Below are 17,132 nucleotides of genomic sequence, written 5' to 3' on the forward strand. Positions count from 1 at the left end.
AGTTGAATCTTGCTTACTTCCTGTTTCCTGAAAATTTTTATCTGCTTCGGGTTGCCTATTTCCTGTTCGGGAGTTTCGGTAGAAGTCTAAAGTTAAATCTTGGTTACTTCCTGTTTCCTGAAAATTTTTATCTGCTTCGGGTTGCTTATTTCCTGTTGGGGAGTTCTCCAAGAAGTCTAAGGTTAAATTTCGGTTACTTCCTGTTTTCTGGAAATTTTTATCTGGTTGGGAATGTCTATTTCCTGTTGGAGAGTTCTCCAAGAAGTCTATTTGATTGAGGTAAGATTCTAAAACTTGGCAAGTATTATCAGTAGAACCATCATCAATAATAATAATCTCCCAAAAAGTATAAGTTTGAGTAAAAATACTTTCAATCGCTTTAAGAATATAATCAGCATTATTGAAAGTCGGAATAACTACACTAACCAATGGCAAACCATTTGGCATAATTTTGTTTATTAACAGTTGCCACTCTGGTATTTGATTCAAAGAAACTGAATTAAATGAATAGTTTTCTAGGAAAGCATAATAGTCAAAATAATAAAGCCACTCACAGATAGTTTTAAGCACAGAAACAGGAGAAAATCTTAAAGATTTATACAAATAATCAGCCATTTCAGCAAAGTAGCTAGATTTATATAAACACCAACAATTCCAAATTAGAGAACCGTACCGTAAATCTCTTTCTAAATGTTGAATTTCTGGAGGGAGATTAGGGTTAGAAAAAAGTTCATCTAAAATTTTTTCTTCTACTTCTGTTTGAGCAAGTAAATTTCGCGTCATATTACCACCATGTTGACGATAACAGACCGCAACTTTAGGAAACCAAGTGGCTTGACAACCTGCTAAAGCTAATTGAATTACAATATCAAAATCTTCTAGTCTGCGTAAATTTTCATTAAACCCATTTACTCTTTCCAACCATTTTTTCCGAAACATCATGCCACTAGGATTAGTAGCTTTCCATTTTAACCAACTTACTAAGTCTAATTCTGGAGACTTATGCCAAGGTTCAACATCTTGAATTTTTTCTCCTTTTTCATTCACAACCCGCCACCCACTTTGTACCAAACCTATATTTGGTTGAGCATCGAAAATAGCTACTTGTTCTTGAAGTTTATAACAGAGAAATAAATCATCAGCATCCAGGAGGGCAATTAATTCTCCTTTTGCCATTTTTATGCCTTGGTTACGAGTAGAAGATAATCCTTTATTTTCTTGATAAAAATAACGAATTTTTTTCATGTACGGCTGCAATACTTGATGGGTATTATCTGTGGAACCGTCATTTATAACAATAATTTCATAGTCAGTATAGGTTTGATTTAAGACACTTTCAATTGCTTGGGCAATGTAGAGTTCACAATTATAAACAGGAATAATTACGCTTACTTTTGGATTCAGAAAAGTTTGTGACATGATGGTTATATATTTTTAATTTAGCTACTCTTGTTTTGCTATTCCCTAGAAAAAGAAAAAGAAAGATAGTAAGTATTTAGCTTCTAGCTGACAATAAAATAAGTTAATAATACTATAGCTAATAGCTGAGTGCTGTTTGGGCATAATTCCGCAAGAAATGCTTACGAAAGATATTTTTCGCTTGTATGGATTTGGTGATTAAACTCCTATTTATAATACATCCAGTTACTCAATATATTTGATGCTAAAATTATCAATCATCTTAGCTTGACTATCAACTTATTAATAAATTCAAACATTACCAATATTTATCACAGTATGGGAGCATAAATTATTGAAAATTTTGAAATTACTAAAGGTAGTTGAGAAAATTTGCCACGGGGAAAAAGTAGATTGGAAAATGGAGAGTATATAAGAGGCAATGGTAATTTAGTCTAATTAAAATAATGTAACCATTCAGGTGTGAGCTAACCTCCTGTGGAGGAACTGCTTTATCAGCCATAAGCTAATGGGTGCATCTCATATTTATTTGCAAAAATACTTTTTTTCTATTCCCTGTTCCCTGTTCCCTAAAAGCGATAAATTTTTGGCTTTATTCAAATTGAGATGCACCCTGAGCTAATTGGCTTTATTAGAAGTATTATTGACATATCGAGTAAAAATTATTTGATATCAAATTCCTGAAAATTTCCTATTTTTTAGATCCTGATATTAATGCTAAATGCTAACTGAACTCGTCGAATTGAATGGTTACAAAATAACTAACTATCAAAATTAGGAGAATAACAATGGAGCCAAAAATATCTGTAGTTAATCTACATCAAAAAGCAGAAATATATTTGGCTCAAGGAAAATTTGAAGAGGCAATAGCAGTTTGTCACCAAGCATTAGAAATTCAGCCTAATTATTTGGCAGAATGTCATGCTAACTTGGGCAGCATATATGCACAACAAAAACAATGGCAGTTAGCAAATGAAACCAGACATGGAAAATGTTCATCAAAAATAGCATACGTCTTAAAAAAACAGGGTCGTCACAATCAAGTTCGTACTTAGAAATCTCAGAAAAAATTACCACAAGATTGGCTAGAAAAATTTTTTAATTTAACAGGTAATTTGCAAGTTACCTCAAACACTTCAAAAAGTAATATTACTAGGATAAAAGTTTCGGACTCTAGTTACATAAATCTCTTGCCCTCTCAAACAATTGAGCCACAAATTTATCCAAGTTTCCAGGAGAAAAAAGAAAAGTTAGCAGCAGCTTTTGTTGCAATAGTGTCAGAGGGAAAAGGATGTGTTGATTTAGGAACAACTGTAGTTATTACTTCAGATAATAAAGTTGTCACAGATATTGCAACAAGTTGTGCTGAAATAATCATATCTTCCTCTCAATTACCCCCAGTTTACGAAATTAATGGAACTGTGGCTTTTTTACCAGTAAATCTGGGAATAAATAATTACTTCCACTGGATGTTTGATGTATTTGTCAGAATAGATTTATTACGAAGAAGTAATCTGATGTCTACTATAGATATAGATAAGTTTGTTTTTACTCACTGTAGTAAAAAGTTTCCAAAAGAGAGCATAGAAGTTTTGGAAATATCTCCGGAAAATGTCATAGAAGCTCGCTTATTTCCTAAAATCAAAGCTCGGGAATTAATAGTTCCTTCATTAATGGGTAAGCAAGGTAGTCTTAGGGTGACAAAATGGAACTGTCGTTTTTTAAGAAGTTTATTTTTAAAACCCGAAAATATTGGTAAATTAACTAGAAAACAAGAACGTATATACATTAGCAGGAAGCTGACACCATACCGGAGAATTATCAATGAAGAAGAGGTAGTTAACTTACTAGAAAAATTAGGTTTTATTACTGTGACTCTAGAATCAATTTCAGTAGCGGAACAAGCGTCACTTATGTCAGGTGCTAAAATAATAATTTATCCTCACACTGCAGGACTGGCAAATCTAGTCTTTTGTAATCCAGGAACTAAGATAATTGAAATTTTTTCTCCAAAATTTATTAATTCTATATACTGGCAGCTTAGTAATATATGTCGCTTGTCACACTACCACTTAATGTGTGAAGATTATGAGGATGATAACTCAATAAAGTATCCTTGGGGACCCGATATTATTGTTAATTTAGAGCGACTACTAAAAATCCTGAAACTAGCAGGAGTTTAATCAGTAGATAAACATGAATTATCAAAGATTTGTATTAGATTTATATCAAGAAGCTGAATCTTGCTTTGCCCAAGAAAAATTATATGAAGCAGAAATTATCTGTGACAAAATAATTGAGATACAACCAGACTTTGCTCCTGCTTATAATACTCTGGGAAAAGTTCTACAAGCAATGGGTAAATTAAACTTGGCAAAAGAGAATTATCAACAAGGGATTTCGATAAATCCAAATCTAGTAGAAGCTTATACTAATTTAGGTAATTTACATTCCCAACAAAAACAATGGTCTCTAGCAATTACAAGTTATAGTCAGGCACTTCATTTAAACAAAAATCAAGCAGAAATTTATCCTAAATTAGGAGAAGCATTACTGCAATTAGAAAAATGGGATGAAGGGGCCATTACATATAGAAAAGCAACAGAACTAAATCCAAATTTTCCTTGGTCTTACCACAAATTGGGAGAAGCATTACTGCAATTAAAAAAATGGGATGAAGCTATTATTGCCTACAGAAAATTTATTGAACTAAATCCAAATTTTCCTTGGTCTTACCACAAATTAGGAACAGCTTTATTGGAACTAGAAAAATGGGATGAAGCTATTATTGCCTACAGAAAATTTATTGAACTAAATCCAAATTTTCCTTGGTCTTACCACAAATTAGGAACAGCTTTATTGGAACTAGAAAAATGGGATGAAGCTGTCAAAGTTTATCGTCGTGCTATTGAATTAAAGCCTGATTTATATTTGCCTTACAAAAATTTAGGGGATGCTTTAATGCAATTATCAAAATACTCCGAAGCAGTAACAGTTTATCGCCAAGCCATAGAAATAGACCCCTATAAAGATGTAAGTTACAATAATTTAGGTAATGCTTTAGTAAAACTTGAAAGATATTCAGAAGCAGTAGTAGTTTACCGTCAAGCTACAAAAATTCATCCTCATTACTCTGTATTTTATAATCAATTAGCAACAGCATTAGTTAGATTAGCCGAAGTAGAAAAAACTAGAAAATTTGATATTTATACTGAAGCTGCTTTCTGTTATCAAACTTTAATCAAATTTCAATCTAAGCAAAGAGAAAATTATCATAAATTAGGAGATATTTTCCACAAGCAAGGAAAATTTGAAGCAGCAATTGATAGTTATATACAGGCGATAGAATTAAAACCAGATATACCTTGGTCTTATAACAACCTAGGGGAAGTATTAGTTACACTTCAAAGGTGGAATTCAGCAATATTCACCTTTTTAACTGCCTTAAATATTGAGCCAAATATGCCTTGGATATATCAAAAACTCGGAGAAGCGTTAGGACAAATATCTCAAGGGAATTTAGAGAATAAAATTAGTTATTATTATCAGGCAATACAAAATTATCAGACAGAGATAATTAACTCTAAATTAGTGCTGAGTCTACCGCGAAATTCAGACTTATATCTATATTTAGGAAATGCTCTGACAGAAAAAGAGCAATATAAAGGAGCAGTAATTATTTATAATATGGCTCTACAACTGAAGGTAAACGATCGAGAGATTACAAATAAACTCCAGAAAACTTTAGACAAACAAGTTGAGTTAGAACGAGAAGTCGAAAGATGTCGTACAGCTATTAAACAAAACCCAAAATCTTCTAAATTTTACTATGATTTAGGAATATCTTTAACTCGACAAGAAGAGTGGGAACAAGCAAGTCTAGCTTTCCTCAAAGCTATTAAGTTAAAACCCGAAACAAATTGGTCTTATAGTCGTTTCTGGAATTACTTAAAACAGTCAGATAAACTGCAAGAAGCAGTAAATTTTTACCGGAGAATTCTGCAAAAGAAACCAGACTCTATTTTCTCTAACTTAAATTTAGGAGAAGTTTTGACTGAACAAGGAAAAATAGATGAAGCTATTACTTCTTATCGGACAGCTTGTTACCAGCAAAGTTTAAAATATCATCCTAGTTTTGTGAACAAATATTGGCATCAGGAAAAAGTAGCACATCCTAACTTTATTATTATTGGTACTGGCAAAAGTGGCACTACCTCCCTATATAATTATCTGACTCAACATCCTCAAATTTTACCTGCCATTAAAAAAGAAATATATTTTTGGTCTAGATACTTTGATAAAGGAATAGATTGGTATTTAGCTCATTTTCCTCCCATTCCAGAAAAAACAAAATTTTTAACTGGAGAAGCAACTCCTACCTATATTAATAGTTGGCATACTCCAGAAAGACTATTTAGTATTTTTCCTAAAATTAAACTGATTGTAATTTTGCGAAACCCAGTAGATAGAGCAATTTCTCACTATTATCACGAAGTTAGATTAAAGATGGAAAATAAATCTTTATCAGAAGTAATTTATTCTCAATTAGAAAGACTGCAAAAAATTCCAGAATCTTCCCTTCAAGAAGCTTACTGGAATCATATATCTTATTATGTGAGTTATGGAGTTTATGTTGAATTTATCAAAAAATGGATGACTATTTTTCCCAGAGAACAATTCCTCATTTTGAGGAGCGAAGAATTTTATCAAGAACCAGAAACTACGATGGAAAAAGTTTTTAATTTTCTTGATTTACCAAAACATCAGCTCCAGAATTATCAAAAATTAAATTCTGGGTCTTATCCTAATATTCCTCCATTAATTTACTCCACTTTAAGTGATTATTTCCAACCCTATAATCAAAAACTTGAAGAGTATCTAGGCATCAAATTTAATTGGGAATAATCATTTGTAAGCATTCAGCATTCAGCAGTCAGCTATTAGCTATTAATTCATTGCTTGATAAGCAGGAATTAGTCTTAAGAAAATTAAAATAAAAAAACTGACATTGATCAACAGAAGTCTATATTCATTATTTATAAAACAGCTAAAAGCTGACTGCGAATTAGCTGTTTTTATACCGCACAACTTCGTTTTCATATTCCGTAAGAAAACGCTGTGCGACATGAATGCGGAGGATTTCGGCACAGAAATACTTACTTTCCTTTTTTCCTATTGATTAACTTATTCTGATTCATAAAATTATATTCTGAATTCTTCTGTCTGACTCCTATAATCAAATTTACTGTAAACATTCAGACTTTAGCTATGAGTCATTAACTCATTATTTTGTCAGGAGGAATTAGTATCCAAGAAGAATTCAAAGTTATTCAGAAAAAGTTCATCAGCTAACCTTAGTAGTTATTACTTTCACTCATCCGAATACTGACTAGTAATAGCTTCTTAATGGTAAGCATTCAGCAGTCAGCTATCAGCTATTAGCTATTAATTGATTGCCTGATAAGCAGGAATTAGTTTCCAAGGAGAATTCAAAGTTATGTTTGTGCAGCATTCTACAGGAAAGAATAAAAATCATTAGCTAACCGAAGTCAAGTTAAGTGCTTAGGCAAAATTATACCAAATTCAAAAAAGGCTGTTACATTCTAATTTGTAATTTATTCCTACATTTGAATACTTGATGGTTTGCATTCATTGTCAAAATTAAACTTTTTTCCTCCATTTTTTGTCTATTTATCTTTCCTGATTCCGGCGCTCCGTATTTTCTTTTACCTTTTCTGTTACTGTAGCAATATTTTATGAAAATGGTATTAATTACCTAATTTTATTCCCTATAATTTTTACAGCATTAGATTTTTAGCTGTAAAATATGTGTAATTAATTTTGCATAACTACTTATTATGTTAAAAAGCTGAATACTAATAGCTGAATGCTTACTTTTAATCAACCATTTAGCTCACACCATTTCTCCATAAACTTTCGCTGAATATAAAAATCATAATATAGCAATCATATTTCAGTTGTGAGATTTTAGTGGTAATTAGGAGTCAGTCCTCAATCCTCATTCCTCAGAATATAAAAGAGTTTCATTTATCTTAGTCATTCTTAAATTCTATCAAAATCATTCGTGATTGCTATACTTAGTTTAATAAGCTCTAAGCAACAATTATTAAAAGCATTGTTACAGATAAATAGTATCAATACACTCTTAAAGTTAACTAATATACTTTTACCCATACCTTTAAATTTTTGAAAGCTGTCAACTACTTTTTCCTCTTTTAAACCTAATCAAGCTGATAGCTAATAGCCAATAGCTGACCGCTGAATATTTACAATTTACCTGTAAAAAATTACGAAATTTAGATATGTCTTTAAATCAAAATAGTCAAGCTTTAGTATTGCCAAAACCACAATAAGCTGAAACTTACTTATCCCAGGGAAAATTAGAAGCAGCTTATAAAACTTGTCAAAGCATCTTAGCAGATTTACCTAACTTTGTCCCCGCCTACAATACTCAAGGAAAAGTATTACAAGCAATGAGAAAAATAGAATTAGCAATTACCAATTATCGTCAAGCAATACAATTAAATCCCCAACAAATAGAAACCCATAAAATATTAGGAGATATCTTAGTCAAACAAAAACAATTATCTGAAGCGATCGCCTGTTATGAAACAGCTATTAAATACCACCCAAAAGTCTCATTATTTCATCATAAATTAGGGTTAGTCTTCATACAACTAAAAAACTGGGATAAAGCAGTAAACGCTTTCTGTCGTGCAATTCAATTTAATCCCAACTTTCCCTGGTCTTACTATAAATTAGGAGAAGCTTTAATTCAACAAAAAAAATGGCATCAAGCAGTTATTGCTTATCAACGTGCTATTGAAATTAAACCAGACTTATATTGGTCTTATCAACATTTAGGAAATGCTTTAATTAAACAGGGAAAAATAGATGAAGCGATCGTCTATTATCAAGAAATACTTCAACGGCAACCTCACCTCGATCTAATTCATAAATTATTAGCAGATGCTTTAGTCGAAAAAGATGAAATTGATGCAGCAATTCCTAATTATCTCAGAGCTATTCAGTTAAATCCAGATTCTCCTTGGTCTCATATCTGTTTATGGGAAGTCTTCCTCAAAAAAGACCAATGGCATGAAGCAATTATTACTTATCGTCAGGCAATTAAACTGAACCCTAATGCTTTTTGGTTATGGGCTTACTTAGGAAATGCTTTGGTTAAACAAGGAGATTTAGAAACAGCAATTACTTGTTATCAACAAGCTATTAAAATTCAACCAGAAATATATGAAGTTCATAAATTATTAGGAGATGCTTTTGTTAAAAATAATCAGTGGGAAGCTTCAGCAAATTCCTACTTGCAAGCCATTTCCATTAATCCCGAAATTTCCTGGGCAGATAGTGGGTTATCAATACTATTAAATGTCTTACATAAAACGAATAAGTTAGACGAAGCTGCAAAACTCTACCAAAAAAAAATTGAACTTAATCCCCAATCTATTTTGACTTATATAAATCTAGGACAAATTTTAACTAGCCAAGAAAAAATTGATGAGGCAACTACTTGTTATCAAACTGCTTGTTACCAAAAAATTTTAAAGTCTCACCCTAATTTTGTGGAAAAGCACTGGAATTTAGAACAATTTCAAAAAGCCGTTAGAAAACCAGATTTTTTAATTATTGGAGTAGGCAAAGGCGGAACAACTTCTCTTTATACTTATCTAACTCAACACCCACAAGTTTTACCCCCTATTCTCAAAGAAATAAACTTTTGGTCTGGCAACTTTGCTAAAGGAATAAATTGGTATTTAGCTCATTTTCCTCCCATTCCCAAATCAGAAAATTATTTCACAGGTGAAGCAAGTCCAGGATATTTTGGCAACTTGGAAGCTGCAACTAGAATTTTTAGTTTCTTTCCCAAAATCAAGCTAATTATACTTTTCAGAAATCCTATAGACCGAGCAATTTCTCACTATTATCACTGGGTGAGATTAAATAAAGAAAATCGTTCTTTAGAAACCGCAATAAATTATGAATTAGAGATTCTACAAAATTTTCGGGAGAACTCAAATTTTTGCTTAAATCATTGGCAGCGAAATTTGTATTATTTAGCTCCAGGAGTTTACATAAAATTTTTGGAGAAATGGATGGCTATTTTTCCCAAAGAACAGTTTTTAATTCTCAAAACCGAAGACTTTAATATCAATCCACCAAATGTTATGCAGCAGGTTTTCAAATTCTTAGATTTGCCAGATTATCAAATTCCAGATTATCAAAAATTAAATATAGGTTCTTATCCAGATATCAAAGACACTATCCGGCAAAAAATGGGCGATTTCTTTCAAGATTATAATCATAAATTAGAGTACTATTTAGGTATGAGATTTAATTGGGAAACTTGAGGTAGATGACTAGTACCGCTACGCGGAAGTCAGAATTCAGAATTCAGAATTCAGAAGTTTTGATTAGTAAGGCTTTGAGTATTTTGTCACTGGTCACTTATTTCCGTCATCCTGCACTAGGAGTTAGGAAGAAAATTTCTGGAACAACACTTAGGTGAAAGGGTTACTTTCTCTAACAACTATAAATGTAAGCATTCAGCTCCTAGCAGTCAGCACTTCGGCGTTGCTGAGTGGTAATTATTTTTAGATTAAGTATTAACGCTAAACATAAGTTTTTCAATTTTACCTTCAGCTACTTACCATTACATTTCAGCAACGCCAGCACTTCAGCAAATAATGAATAATTATTTTTAAGGTTAAACGGCTTAAATTTAGCAGTAACTTTTAATTCTCTCTCTATTTCAAAGGTTGCTTTTACCGAATTATTAATTGTTAATAATTAATAATTAAATAATTCTGGTTTAAAGCCTCTCCTTTTAAGGATAAAAAAGCGGTCGTTTGCGGAGCAGTCCGTTAGGATGGGATGCTGAGGAAATCTAGCCATATCCAATCGACCAAGAGAAGAAATAATATTTCCTTAGATTCAATTTCTGTACGGTTAAAACCCGAGGTAATTATCAATTATTCATTATCAATTATCCATTAATGAACTCCTTCTCTTATTAATAGCAGATAACGCATGTCCTCTGTAAAAGACTAGCTAATAGCTGATGGCTGTTTTGCGGAGCATTCCGCAGGAAATGCTTACCTATAAACTGTGCTGAAGCTCTGAAGTGATGCCAAAAATTATTATGAAACGAGTCTTTGAGTTTCTGGATTTATCAAATTGTCAAACCGTTTCATTTTATGAAGCTCCTGAAAAAAAATCGGCGCCTCAAAGGATTTTCGGTTGCATCCCCACAAAAATTTTGATATGATAAAAACTGTAGCGCTTCGTTCACCTATATACATGACTTTTTATTCAACTAAATTCCCTGACTTCAAGACAATCAGGTATTTAGGAATTTCACCTAGAAGCAAGAGGAGAAAATTTTCATTCCCTGAAGCTCTAATACATAAGATAATATGCTTGTTCTTTCCCCGACCGAATCTTTCCATCCATAACTCCTGAGTAGAGAATCACCAACATTTTCATTTTATGAAGCTCCTGAAAAAAATTCGGCGCCTCAAAGGATTTTCGGTTGCATCCCCACAAAAATTTTGATATAATAAAAACTGTAGTGCTTCGTTCGCCTATGTACATGACTTTTTATTCAACTAAATTCCCTGACTTCAAGACAATCGAATATTTAGGAATTTTACTTAGAAGAAATAGTAGAAAGGAAAATCAATCTAAAAGATATTAAATGACTTCTAGATGAAATTTAACTGGGAAACTAGAGATGAACTACTACGAATTAGGAGAAAAATTCCTAAAAGAACAAAAGTGGGAAGAAGCAGTTACTAACTACCGCCAGGCAATAAAACTCAACCCTAATTTTTCTTGGTCTTACTATAAATTAGGGCAAGCTTTAACTCAATTACAAAACTGGGAACAAGCTATTACCACTTACCAAAAAGCTATCAAACTAAATCCTGATTTTCCTTGGTCTTACCATCACTTAGGAAATGCTTTACTGCAACTAGAAAAATGGCAAGAAGCAGTTAACGCCTACCAGAATTTTATTCAACTTAATTCCGATAATTATTGGACTTACCATAAACTAGGAGAAGCCTTATTTAAACTAGGAGAATTTGACCAAGCAATTCTTTCTTATCAAAAAGCAATTCAACTCAATCCAGAAATCAAAGGAACTCATCAAAAATTAGCAGATATTCTCTTTAACGTTGGAAAACTAGAAACAGCAGAAACAGCATATCGTCAGGCAATAAAACTCAATCCAGAAGTAGTTTGGTATCGTCAATGTTTAGGAGATGTTTTACTTAGACAAAAAAGATTAGACGAAGCGATCGCCACTTATTTAGAAGTTGCTCAAATTACTCCTAATCTAACTTGGATGCACCTACAGTTAGGAGATGCTTTTGCCCAACTTAGTCAGTCAAATTTACATCAAACTATCAATTATTATTGCCAAGCTATTAAAAATCCAGACCAATATCCGATTTATCAAAAATCACTATATCTCATCAAAGCAAATCCCGAACTATACCTGAAATTAGGAAATTATCTAGCACAAGAAAATCAAATTCATGGAGCGATAGTTATTTATTACCTGTTGCTAGAAATATTACCCAATCAAATAGATGTTTATCAGCAACTCGCCAAAATATTCCGGCAAAAAATTCAACTAGAACAACAACTAAATTCATTTTATTCTGCCGTTGAAGATGAACAAGATAGTCAATCTTACTATCACCTAGGATTGGCATTAACCAAACAACAAAAATCCTTAGAAGCTACCATTGCTTACCATCGTGCTATAGAACTTAACCCTGATTTTGCTTGGTGGTCTGATATTCGTCTGTGGGAAACTTTTCAGAAGCAAGATAAACTCCAAAAAATAGTTAATTTATTTCAAAAATTTATTGATTCTCCAAATAACTCAATTTGTCGTTATCTCAACTTAGCTGAAGCTCTAACTCAAGTAAATAGAAATACCGAAGCAATAGAAATTTATCAAACTGCCTCTCAACAACAAATTAAACAAAACTATCCTAACTTTTTTCTAAAATCCCAAAATTTAGCTCAAATCTCCACGCCAAATTTTATCGTAATTGGAGTTAAAAAAGGAGGAACTACATCTATTTATCATTATCTAATTCAACATCCACAAATTTTACCAGCGATTAAAAAAGAAATTGATTTTTGGTCTTTCTATTTCCATAGAGGTTTAGATTGGTATCGGGCACATTTTCCACCAATTCCAGAGTCAGAAAAATTCTTAACTGGAGAAGCAAGTCCTAGTTATTTTGATGCTCCATATATTCCCCCTAGACTATTTCATTTTTTCCCGAAAGTTAAATTAATTGTTCTATTAAGAAATCCAGTAGATAGAACTATCTCTAACTATTATCACGAAGTACGTTCAAACGCAGAGAATATGTCTGTTGAAGAGGTAATTAATTCTAGACTGGAAAAACTGATAAAAATTTCATCTAGTTTGCTCAAAGAAAAAGATTATTGGAATTATCAGGGAGATTATATAGCTTCTAGCGTCTATTTAGATTGGCTGAAGAAATGGTTGAATATTTTTCCTAGAGAACAGTTGTTAATTTTGCCTAGTGAAGAATTTTATAGTGACCCTAAAACTACAATGAAGCAAGTTTTCAATTTTTTAGGTTTGCCAGATTATCAAATACAAGATTATCCAAAATTAAATTCTGGTTCTTATTCATCTATTAGTGAGTCACTTCGACAAAAATTGAACGATTATTTTGAGCCTCATAATCAACGTTTAGAGGAATATTTAGATATGAAATTTAATTGGTAGAAGCAAGGAAGAAGAAATAAGGAAAAAGAAAGAAAGAAGGAGGAGTAAACATTGAAAAAAGAAAAAAGGTAATTTCAGTTATCAGTTAGCCTCCTATGGTCGTAACTGCGTTAACAGTACCTCTAGCTGTTTGCGCAGCATGACCTAGGAAAGCTTCGGGATTGAAATAATTCTCTTTTCTCAGGTTTAGACACAAAATTGGCACAATATCTTATGTACAGGGTATGATACCAAATCTATGAAATAACGCAAGCTCGTAAAATAATTTGTCACAATCTTGACATCCTCCCCGGCCTAAAGGCGCGGGGATTCCTACCGAGCCGTAGCTCCTCGGCGAGTTGACGTTTCACAGGCTGCTGCTACTTTGGCAGTAGTCTTCTGCTTGCCTCCACGTCCGTTTAATGTCTCGGACTGCCCGCCCGCGACTAATATATTTATTGCTGCATTTTCATCACGATCATGTTTGGCACCACAGTTGAGGCATTCCCACTCTCGCACTTGAAGGTCTAATTTGCCTCCACGAAAACCACAACAACTGCATTTTTGGCTGGTTGGCTCCCAACGATTAATTACTCTGAAATTACGACCATATTTTTCTGCTTTTCCTTCTAAAAAAGTCCTGAATGTTCTCCATCCTAAATCTGATATGGCTTTGGATAATTTGCGGTTTTTCACCATGCCAGATACATTCAAATCCTCTAAAACAATTGTTTGGTTTTCGCGAATTATTTTAGTAGAGAAATTATGCAGAAAATCTCTCCTTGTATCTTTCAGTTTGGCATGAAATTTAGCCACTCTCAATCTAGCCTTTTCATACCTTTTAGATCCTTTAGTTTTTTTAGATAATGATTTACTTAACTTTCGATATTTTTCAATCCGTTTCTTTAGCGGTTTTGGTGCATCAACTTTTTCTCCATTACTCAAAGTAGCAAAAGTTTTAATGCCTAAATCTATACCTACTGAATTATCAGTTTGAGGTAATATTTCTGGTTGTATTTCTACTACAAAACTGAGAAAATACCTATTAGCTGAATCTTTAATTACTGTGACTGATGATGGAGCAGCAGGTAAATCCCTAGACCAAACAATTTTAAGCTTTCCAACCTTAGCTAAGTAAACTTTGTCCTGGTGTATTTTAAATCCCCTTAAGGTAAACCTAGCAGTCTGTTTTGATTTCCTGCTTTTGAATTTAGGAGGTTTTACAGGTCTACCTTTTCTCTTGCCTTTTGTAGAACTGAAAAAGTTTTGATAAGCCTGGTTTAAGTCATTCAAAGATTGCTGTAATGGTACAACTGAAACTTCACTTAACCACTCCCTATTTTCAGCCTTTTTGGCTTGAGTAATAAACTGTTTTTGCAGTTCACAATTACTAGGTTTCTTTTCTTGGGATCTATACTTTTCTTGACAATAAGCTAGACTATCGTTCCAAACAACGCGAACACAACCAAATAGCTTTGCTAATCGGTATTTTTGTCCTGGTGTTGGATATATACGGTACTTAAATCTAGCTTTCATAATCAAACTTTAACTGACAATATAATAACATATTTAATGAAAAAATTAAAAGTCGCCCTAGAAGGGCGAGGCTTCAAACCCAATTTTTCGGTGAAGTTCTCTCCCACTCCTCTACTCCCCACTCCCTATTCCCTACTCCCTTTGAAATTGGTAACTTTAGCAATTGCTTCTAACTTCATTCCCGACGGATAATTACCTTCTGTTTTAACACGCTTAATTTCCGCTTCTGAAATCTTCAATTTCAAGTATTTAGCTATTCCTCGCACAATATCACTTTTATCAATTATTCCTGCTACTGCTCCAGCAGGTGAAAGTACAGCTATTTGCCTTTCTTGATGAAATTTCATGCTGTTAATAACTTCTAATAAACTAACTTTTTCTGACACAGTAACCATCTGATTTAGAGGGCAAATAATCATCCTTAAAGTTTGAGTCTCCCGATAACTTCTTTCAATATAACGAATAGCATCATCATAAACTAAACCAAGATAACGACCCCTATAAGCAGCAAAATAAGTTGAAAATTTAGAACTTTTTAAAAGGTATCTATCGGCAAACTGACTCAGAGTTAAATCTGCATCTACTACACGAAAATCTTGAGTCATTACCTGTAGAGCTTGAATATTAATTAAGGCTGACTGTAAATCAGTTATGCGCTGATAAATTCTAGCATTACGCATAGCAAACCAGCCAATTAACGCAATCCAAAAACCACCATAATCTCTAATCGTCAAAACTATTATCAACCCTAAACTAATTCCTAACCATCCTAAACCTTTACCACTTTTAACTGCCCATCTTACCCCTGTTAAACGACTACCAGTTATTTTCCAAATAGCTGCTTTTAATATCTGTCCGCCATCCAAAGGTAAGCCAGGAATTATATTAAAAATCGCTAAAATTAAATTTATTTCTGCTACTCTACTAATTAACTTCCCAACCAAACTTGATGTCGGGAATAATAAACTTGTTAAACCTAATAAAAAAAATAAAACTAAACTCACCAAAGGTCCGGCGATCGCTACTTGAAAAGCCTCTCCAGGAGTTCTAGAATCTCGTTCTATTGAAGGAACTCCACCAAATAAAAATAAGGTAATAGAATTAACCTTGATTCCTTGAGAAATAGCAACTAAACTATGACCTAATTCATGTAAAAGTACAGAGCCAAATAGTAGTAGAGTAATGACAAATCCAGCACCCCAAGCTAAAAAAAGCCCACTTTCTTGATAATCTTGACTATTGATGTATGTTACCCAAAATAAAATAATTAACCACGAGTAATCCAGAAATAAAGGGATACCAAATAAATTGCCTATTTTCCAACCTGCCTGCATGATATTTTTTTTGGTTTTTTTATTCAAGTTTTGACTTAATCTACCAAAATTTTAAGGAACAGGGAACAGAGAATAGAGAACAGGTATGGAGGGAAAATATTTTTACTGAAAAGGCACGAAAAATCATTTTTTGAGTAACTTTTACAACTCTAACTTATACTAAATAAATAGCAAATTTATTTTCTGGAGATGTCTACTATATATAGCGGTACTGCCTAAGTCCTAATAATAATACCTGTAATGTCACTACTTTAATTTTATCAAAAGAACAGTTTAACTCCTGTAAGCAGCAACAAAATAAGAACAACTTTTTGAAAAATAACAGGGTTCAAATACTTTGATAAAATAATCCCCGCACCAATTCCTAAACAAACACTGGGGACTCCGAAAAGAAATAACTTCCAAACTTCGGAAGTCAAATCGTGATTCAACCCATGAGCAAAAACAGCCAAAACCATGCTACCAATTCGCACACCTTGAATATTGCTTTTAAATTCTTCAGGATTCCATTGACAAGAATTAGCGTACATAATTAGCTTCTCCCGGGAGAAGCCCCACGCCGAAAGGTAACGTCGGCGTGGGATGAATCCCGGCCTTAACCATCCGGTGTATCCTGAGAGTCTATATACTTTTTCAACACAGAAATAGTTACACCACCACAACTAGCAATAAAGTAAGAACTATTCCATAACACAGGTTTTTTGTAGTAAGTTTTGCTTAATTCTGAACCAAATTCAACACGCATTTTGCGACTAGAAACACTTTTAAGGGAGTTAACTAATTTGCTCAAATGTATATCGGGGTGGTACTGGAACAATAGATGTATATGGTCTTGTTCACCGTCAAAGCTTACCAGCCTACAGTCTTGTTGTTCTAACAAACCAGCAAATATTTCATGTAGCCGTTCAATCATTGTCCCAGTAAAGACTTTACGCCTGTATTTTGTAGTTAATACTAAATGGGCTTTTAAGTCAGAGACAGATCTTCCTTTTGAATACAAATCATTTTTCAATCGACATTCCAGAATATTGTGTTATAATCAGTGT

At 33.0% G+C, this 17,132-nt stretch carries 10 protein-coding genes; 5 read left to right on the forward strand and 5 right to left on the reverse strand.

The features are described from left to right. Positions 1-1,419 (reverse strand): glycosyltransferase family 2 protein (locus ACP6PM_RS07545; RefSeq protein WP_426583300.1); only part of this gene is annotated, 1,419 nt, incomplete at its 3' end. A gap of 788 nt (positions 1,420-2,207) precedes the next feature. Here ACP6PM_RS07545 and ACP6PM_RS07550 point away from each other — a divergent pair. The 5 genes from ACP6PM_RS07550 (at position 2,208) to ACP6PM_RS07570 (ending at position 13,237) form a co-directional block, all read left to right on the forward strand. After that, on the forward strand, positions 2,208-2,474 hold the full coding sequence (locus tag ACP6PM_RS07550; protein ID WP_426583302.1) for a tetratricopeptide repeat protein: 267 nt from the start codon (positions 2,208-2,210) through the stop codon (positions 2,472-2,474). A 135-nt stretch (positions 2,475-2,609) separates the two neighbouring features. Further along, complete coding sequence (locus ACP6PM_RS07555; RefSeq protein WP_426583304.1) at positions 2,610-3,602, forward strand: glycosyltransferase family 61 protein; 993 nt, start codon at positions 2,610-2,612, stop codon at positions 3,600-3,602. A gap of 13 nt (positions 3,603-3,615) precedes the next feature. Then, the gene (locus ACP6PM_RS07560; protein ID WP_426583306.1) at positions 3,616-6,324 is read left to right on the forward strand and encodes a tetratricopeptide repeat protein; all 2,709 of its coding nucleotides are present in this window, start codon (positions 3,616-3,618) and stop codon (positions 6,322-6,324) included. A 1,526-nt stretch (positions 6,325-7,850) separates the two neighbouring features. After that, entirely contained in the window at positions 7,851-9,806 is a 1,956-nt protein-coding gene (locus tag ACP6PM_RS07565) for a tetratricopeptide repeat protein (protein WP_426583373.1), read from the forward strand. Between the two features lie 1,382 nt (positions 9,807-11,188). Continuing rightward, the gene (locus ACP6PM_RS07570) at positions 11,189-13,237 is read left to right on the forward strand and encodes a tetratricopeptide repeat protein (protein ID WP_426583307.1); all 2,049 of its coding nucleotides are present in this window, start codon (positions 11,189-11,191) and stop codon (positions 13,235-13,237) included. Between the two features lie 312 nt (positions 13,238-13,549). On the opposite strand, the gene ACP6PM_RS07575 is transcribed toward ACP6PM_RS07570, so the two are convergent. From ACP6PM_RS07575 to tnpA, 4 genes are all read right to left on the reverse strand, one after another. Next, the gene (locus ACP6PM_RS07575; protein ID WP_426583309.1) at positions 13,550-14,752 is read right to left on the reverse strand and encodes an RNA-guided endonuclease InsQ/TnpB family protein; all 1,203 of its coding nucleotides are present in this window, start codon (positions 14,750-14,752) and stop codon (positions 13,550-13,552) included. Positions 14,753-14,877: 125 nt separating this feature from the next. Continuing rightward, a complete protein-coding gene (locus ACP6PM_RS07580; RefSeq protein WP_426583374.1) occupies positions 14,878-16,086 on the reverse strand; it encodes a site-2 protease family protein in 1,209 nt (402 codons plus the stop codon). Between the two features lie 260 nt (positions 16,087-16,346). Then, positions 16,347-16,616 carry a hypothetical protein gene (locus ACP6PM_RS07585; RefSeq protein WP_426583311.1) on the reverse strand — a complete coding sequence of 90 codons (270 nt, stop codon included), beginning with the start codon at positions 16,614-16,616 and terminating at the stop codon, positions 16,347-16,349. A gap of 65 nt (positions 16,617-16,681) precedes the next feature. Next, positions 16,682-17,098 (reverse strand): IS200/IS605 family transposase, encoded by a 417-nt coding sequence (tnpA, locus tag ACP6PM_RS07590; protein WP_426583313.1) that lies wholly within the window; start codon positions 17,096-17,098, stop codon positions 16,682-16,684. Positions 17,099-17,132: the final 34 nt, after the last annotated feature.

The organism is Dapis brunnea BLCC-M229, assembly GCF_050015995.1.
Lineage (GTDB): Bacteria > Cyanobacteriota > Cyanobacteriia > Cyanobacteriales > Microcoleaceae > Trichodesmium.